The organism is Paracoccus sp. UBA5162 (assembly GCF_002413585.1).
Classification (GTDB): Bacteria; Pseudomonadota; Alphaproteobacteria; order Rhodobacterales; family Rhodobacteraceae; genus Paracoccus.
The window spans coordinates 5023-10005 of record NZ_DHXG01000013.1 but is presented as its reverse complement, the minus strand read 5'-3'; the positions used below and the strand labels follow the sequence as shown (position 1 = coordinate 10005).

Here is a 4983-nt window from a genome sequence, read left to right as displayed (position 1 = left end):
TCAAATCCCTCCTCCGCTACCAGAAACCCCGACTTGATTGCGAAAGCGGGAACACCGTGCGGAGGTCCGGCGGATGTCGGATCCGAGCCACCCTCGATCACATTCTCGGGCAAACGGCCCGGCAATCCGGACCGATCCGAAATATGGCGGTCCACCAGGGCGCAGACCGGTGTTCGTCGGCCCTACCCGGCGGCCTGAGAGCCATCCGAATTCGCCCGCCGGCGCCTGCGCAGGAAGGCGAAAGCGCCGATCCCGACAGGAACGAGGGCGGCGCCAGCCGGCACGGGAACAGGGCTGGGCGAGAATGACACGGCCCACGCAGAGAGATACGGCGTTTCGTCGCCTTCGTAGCTGAAAAGACCCGACATGGTGTCCCAGTCGATGTCGATGCGCCAAGCAGGAGCGGCGCCAACAGTCCAGTATACGCCTTCTTCCCACTTCGCGAGGCGACCAGGCGAGCTTATTTCCTGACCGTTTCCATATTGCATGTCGATGGCCATCGAGTCGTCATCGAAAGTGAATGTGACGATCCCGGTGGCAGGATTCCCGGTGCTTAGGCCATTCAGAATTCCTGCCACCGGCTTTACCTGGCCGGGTTGGCAATAATTGCAATCATACTCATGCCTGACGAGAGTGATCGTCGAAGGTTGCTTGATGACGGTGGCGGCAGAAGCCATGTGCCCCGTCCCGACCAGCATCACGAAAGCAGCAATCGCGGATCCGATACGCATCTCAATCTCCAATCAAATCATCACACTCACGCTATACTCAGCGGCGCGTGATCCTGTCTACGCGAAACGGAGTGATCGCGCTCGCGCCATGGAAGTGTTCGCCCTGCCTGCCGATCCCGACCGGGAGCCTTCATGCATCGCGGGAAAAAAGCAGGCTTGCAGACCATGCCGCAGCCAGCCTTGTGACCACGTCGCCCATGCGATTGCGCTCAGCCAGTCTCTGTCATCGGCTGGGACGAGGGTGTCATGCCGTTCCGCCTGATCTTGGGTGCCGCCATCGAAGCCGCGACGGCAACTGTCGGACCATCGCCTCAGCCCCGCGCCCTGACCACCTGCAACAAGGGCATCACCTCGGCCATCTCGGGGCCGTGGGCCTGGCCGGTCACGGCCTTGCGCAGCGGCATGAACAGGCCCTTTCCCTTGCGGCCGGTCGCCTGTTTGACGCGCGTGGTCCATTCGTCCCAGGTCGTCTCGGTATAGGGCGGTGGCGGCAGCAGTTTCATCGCTTCGACAACGAATTCCGCGTCGTCCGGGTCGATCTGCGGCTCGGCGCCTTCGCTGAAGATGCGCCACCAACCGGCCAGATCGTCCAGCACCGTGATGTTCTGCGAGGCCACGCGCCAGAACCGTTCGGCCTGCTCTGCCGGCACGCCAAGCGCGGCGATGCGGTCGGCCACGGCCTCGAGGGGCAGCGCCTGATTCTTCTCGCGGGTCAGCGGCCACAGGTCTTCGGCGTCGAACTTGGTCGGCGAGGCGCCGAACTGGGACAGGTCGAACTCGGCCGCCAACTCGTCCAGGCTGGCCAGCCGCACCGGCTGACCCGAGCCCAGCCGCGCCATCAGCGAAATCAGCGCCTCGGGGGCGACGCCGGCCTCGCGCAGATCCTTCAGCGACAGCGCGCCGATGCGCTTGGACAATTCCTCGCCTTGCGCACCGGTCAGCAGCGAATGATGGGCGAAGGCGGGCGGCGTGCCACCGAGCGCCTTGATGATCTGGATCTGGGTCGCCGTATTGGTGACGTGATCGGATCCGCGCACGATATGGGTGACGCCCATATCCACGTCATCGACGGATGAGGCAAAGGTATACAGCACCTGCCCGTCGGCGCGGATCAGCACCGGGTCGCTGACCGAGGCGGCGTCGATCGAGATGTCGCCCAGAATCCCGTCCACCCACTCGATCCGTTCCAGATCCAGCCGGAACCGCCAATACCCCTCGCGGCCCTCGGCCCGCAGCCTGTCCTTGTCGGCATCCGAAAGCGCCAGCCCGGTCCGGTCATAGACCGGCGGGCGCCCCATGTTCAGCTGCTTCTTGCGCTTCAGATCCAGTTCGACCGGGGTTTCGAACACCTCGTACAATCGGCCGTCGGTGCGCAGCCGGTCGGCGGCCTCGGCATAGCGGTCCAGCCGCAGCGACTGGCGTTCCTCGCGGTCCCAATGCAGGCCCAGCCAGTCCAGATCGCGCTTGATGCCGTCCACGTATTCCTGCTTGCTGCGCTCCTGATCGGTATCGTCGAGGCGCAGGATGAAGCTGCCGCCGGCCTGGCGCGCGATCAGATGATTGAACAGGGCGGTACGCAGGTTGCCGACGTGAATGTGGCCGGTGGGCGACGGCGCGAAGCGGGTGGTGGTCATGAAACGTCTCCTGTTGCCGCTGCTCTTTCACAGACCGCCTTTTTTGTCCATATCGGTGAGGCGCGCGGCGACGGAGATGCGGATGAGCGACTGGAACGAACTGACGGCCCCGGATGCGACCGAGATCGAGGCGATGGCCCGCGCCGCGCTGGCCACGCTGCCCGCGGAATTCGGCGGCCCTGCGCAGGATGTGGCGATCCGGGTGGCGGAATTCGCGCCCGACGAGGTTCTGGACGAATTGCAGATCGACGATCCGTTCGAACTGACCGGCCTCTATGACGGCATTCCGATGACCGAGAAATCGGTGGCCGACCAGCCGGGCGGACCGGATATCGTCTGGCTGTTCCGCCGACCGCTGCTGGACGAATGGGCCACGCGGGGTGACGTGACGCTGGGCCAGTTGATCGCCCATGTCGTGATCCACGAATTCGCGCATCATTTCGGCTGGTCCGACGACGACATCGCGCGGATCGACCGGTGGTGGGAATGACGGATCAGGCACCGATCCTGACCGTCACCCTGAACCCGGCGCTGGATCTGTCGACTGCGGCCGACGCGGTGCGTCCCGACCTGAAACTGCGCTGCGACAAGCCGGTGGCCGATCCCGGCGGCGGCGGCATCAATGTCAGCCGCGCGATCAAGATCATGGGCGGGACATCGACCGCGATGGTGGCGCTTGGCGGGGCGACGGGCGCCCGGATCGCCGGTATGCTGCAGGCCGACGGGCTGTCCGTGGTCCGGCTGACCGCACCGGGCGAGACGCGGCAATCGCTGGCCGTCACCGACCGGCGCCACGGCGGGCAATACCGGTTCGTCATGCCGGGGCCGGAATGGCACATGGCACAGGTCGCCGACATGATGTCGGCCATCGCCGAACATGCGCGCGGCGGTGGCTGGGTGGTGGTGTCGGGCTCGAACCCGCCCGGGGTCGCGCCGGGATTCGAACAGATGCTGACCGTGCGGCTGCAGGACGGGCGCGCAAGGCTGCTGGTGGACACGTCGGGCGACGCCTTGCGCGCACTGGCGGGATCATCCATCCCCGTCGATGTCCTGCGCATGGACAGCCACGAGGCCGAGGCGCTGGCCGGCCGCGCCCTGCCCCTGCGCGCCGACAGCGCCGCCTTCGCCGCCGGGCTGGTCCGCGACGGGGCCGCGAAATCGGTGATCGTGGCGCGCGGCGCGGACGGGTCCGTCATCGCCGGTCCCGAAGGCGCATGGCACGCCCAGGCGGCTCCGGTGCCCGTCGTCAGCGCCGTCGGCGCGGGCGACAGTTTCGTGGCAGGCTATGTCCTGGCCATGGCACGCGGCTGGGCCGTCCCCGAGGCGCTGGCGCTTGGTGCGGCGGGGGCTTCTGCTGCGGTGATGACACCGGCCACCGAATTGTGCCACGCCCATGATGTCGAAAGGCTGTTTGCGCAGCGATCGGTCTCGCGGCTCTGATCCGGGAAACGGCGCCGCCGGCGCAGGTTCCGTCCGGCGCCCCGCCGCGACCCCCCCCCCAGGCAGGCAAGGCAATCCGGCGATCACATGCCGGAATACAGCGGGAACCGACCGCACATATCCTCGACCTCGGCCCTGACCTTTTCCTCGATCGCGCCATTGCCGTCCTCGCCGTTGCTGGCCAGCCCGTCGACGACCTCGACGATCCAGCGCGCGATCTGGCGGAACTCGTCCTCTCCGAAACCGCGCGTGGTGCCCGCCGGCGCGCCCAGACGGATGCCCGAGGTGACGAAGGGTTTTTCGGGATCGAAGGGCACGCCGTTCTTGTTGCAGGTGATGTGGGCGCGACCAAGCGCGGCTTCGGTGGCCTTGCCGGTGACGCCCTTGGGGCGCAGATCGGCAAGGCACAGATGGTTGTCGGTGCCACCCGAGACGATGTCGATACCACCTTTCATCAGCTCGTCCGCCATGGCCTGCGCGTTCTTCACGACCTGCGCGGCATAGGCCTTGAACGACGGCTGCAGGGCCTCGCCGAAGGCCACGGCCTTGGCCGCGATCACATGCATCAGCGGCCCGCCCTGAAGTCCGGGGAACACCGCGCTGTTGATCTTTTTCGCGATCGCCTCGTCATTGGTCAGCACCATCCCGCCGCGTGGCCCGCGCAGCGATTTGTGCGTCGTCGTGGTCACGACATGGGCATGCGGAACGGGCGAGGGATGCTGCCCGCCAGCGACCAGGCCCGCAATATGGGCCATGTCCACCATCAGGTAGGCGCCGACCTCGTCGGCGATCTTGCGGAAGCCGGCCCAGTCCCAGATGCGGCTATAGGCGGTGCCACCCGCCACGATCAGCCTGGGCTTGGCCCGGCGTGCGCTTTCGGCGATCGCCTCCATGTCCAGAAGCTGGTCCTGCTGACGCACGCCATAGCTGACCACGTTGAACCACTTGCCCGACATGTTGACGGGCGACCCGTGCGTCAGGTGGCCGCCCGAATTCAGGTCGAGTCCCATGAAGGTATCGCCCGGCTGCAACAGCGCCAGAAACACCGCCTGGTTCATCTGGCTGCCGCTGTTGGGCTGCACATTGGCGAAACCGCAATCGAACAGCTGCTTGGCGCGTTCAATGGCCAGTGTTTCGGCGACATCGACGAACTGGCAGCCGCCGTAGTAGCGCTTGCC

5 protein-coding genes are annotated in these 4983 nt (G+C 66.3%); 2 read left to right on the top strand and 3 right to left on the bottom strand.

Annotated features, from left to right (window positions below; genetic code table 11):
* Nucleotides 1-182: 182 nt before the first annotated feature.
* Nucleotides 183-731, bottom strand: a complete 549-nt coding sequence (locus B4A72_RS01420; RefSeq protein WP_292954488.1) for a hypothetical protein — start codon at nucleotides 729-731, stop codon at nucleotides 183-185.
* A 311-nt stretch (nucleotides 732-1042) separates the two neighbouring features.
* Entirely contained in the window at nucleotides 1043-2365 is a 1323-nt protein-coding gene (gene gltX / locus B4A72_RS01415) for a glutamate--tRNA ligase (RefSeq protein ID WP_292977988.1), read from the bottom strand.
* Nucleotides 2366-2447: 82 nt separating this feature from the next.
* On the opposite strand from gltX, the gene B4A72_RS01410 reads away from it, so the two are divergent.
* Together B4A72_RS01410 and B4A72_RS01405 are read left to right on the top strand one after the other, a co-directional pair.
* Nucleotides 2448-2855 carry a metallopeptidase family protein gene (locus B4A72_RS01410; RefSeq protein WP_292954494.1) on the top strand — a complete coding sequence of 136 codons (408 nt, stop codon included), beginning with the start codon at nucleotides 2448-2450 and terminating at the stop codon, nucleotides 2853-2855.
* On the top strand, nucleotides 2852-3805 hold the full coding sequence (locus B4A72_RS01405; RefSeq protein ID WP_292954497.1) for a 1-phosphofructokinase family hexose kinase: 954 nt from the start codon (nucleotides 2852-2854) through the stop codon (nucleotides 3803-3805). The genes B4A72_RS01410 and B4A72_RS01405 overlap by 4 nt, the downstream gene beginning before the upstream one ends.
* An 83-nt stretch (nucleotides 3806-3888) precedes the next feature.
* On the opposite strand, the gene glyA is transcribed toward B4A72_RS01405, so the two are convergent.
* Nucleotides 3889-4983 (bottom strand): serine hydroxymethyltransferase (gene glyA / locus B4A72_RS01400; protein ID WP_292977987.1); only part of this gene is annotated, 1095 nt, incomplete at its 5' end.

Coding starts and splice junctions, on each gene's coding strand:
- B4A72_RS01410 (WP_292954494.1), top strand. CDS start 2,448: ATGAGCGACTGGAACGAACTGACGGCCCCGGATGCGACCGAGATCGAG.
- B4A72_RS01420 (WP_292954488.1), bottom strand. CDS start 731: ATGCGTATCGGATCCGCGATTGCTGCTTTCGTGATGCTGGTCGGGACG.
- B4A72_RS01405 (WP_292954497.1), top strand. CDS start 2,852: ATGACGGATCAGGCACCGATCCTGACCGTCACCCTGAACCCGGCGCTG.
- gltX (WP_292977988.1), bottom strand. CDS start 2,365: ATGACCACCACCCGCTTCGCGCCGTCGCCCACCGGCCACATTCACGTC.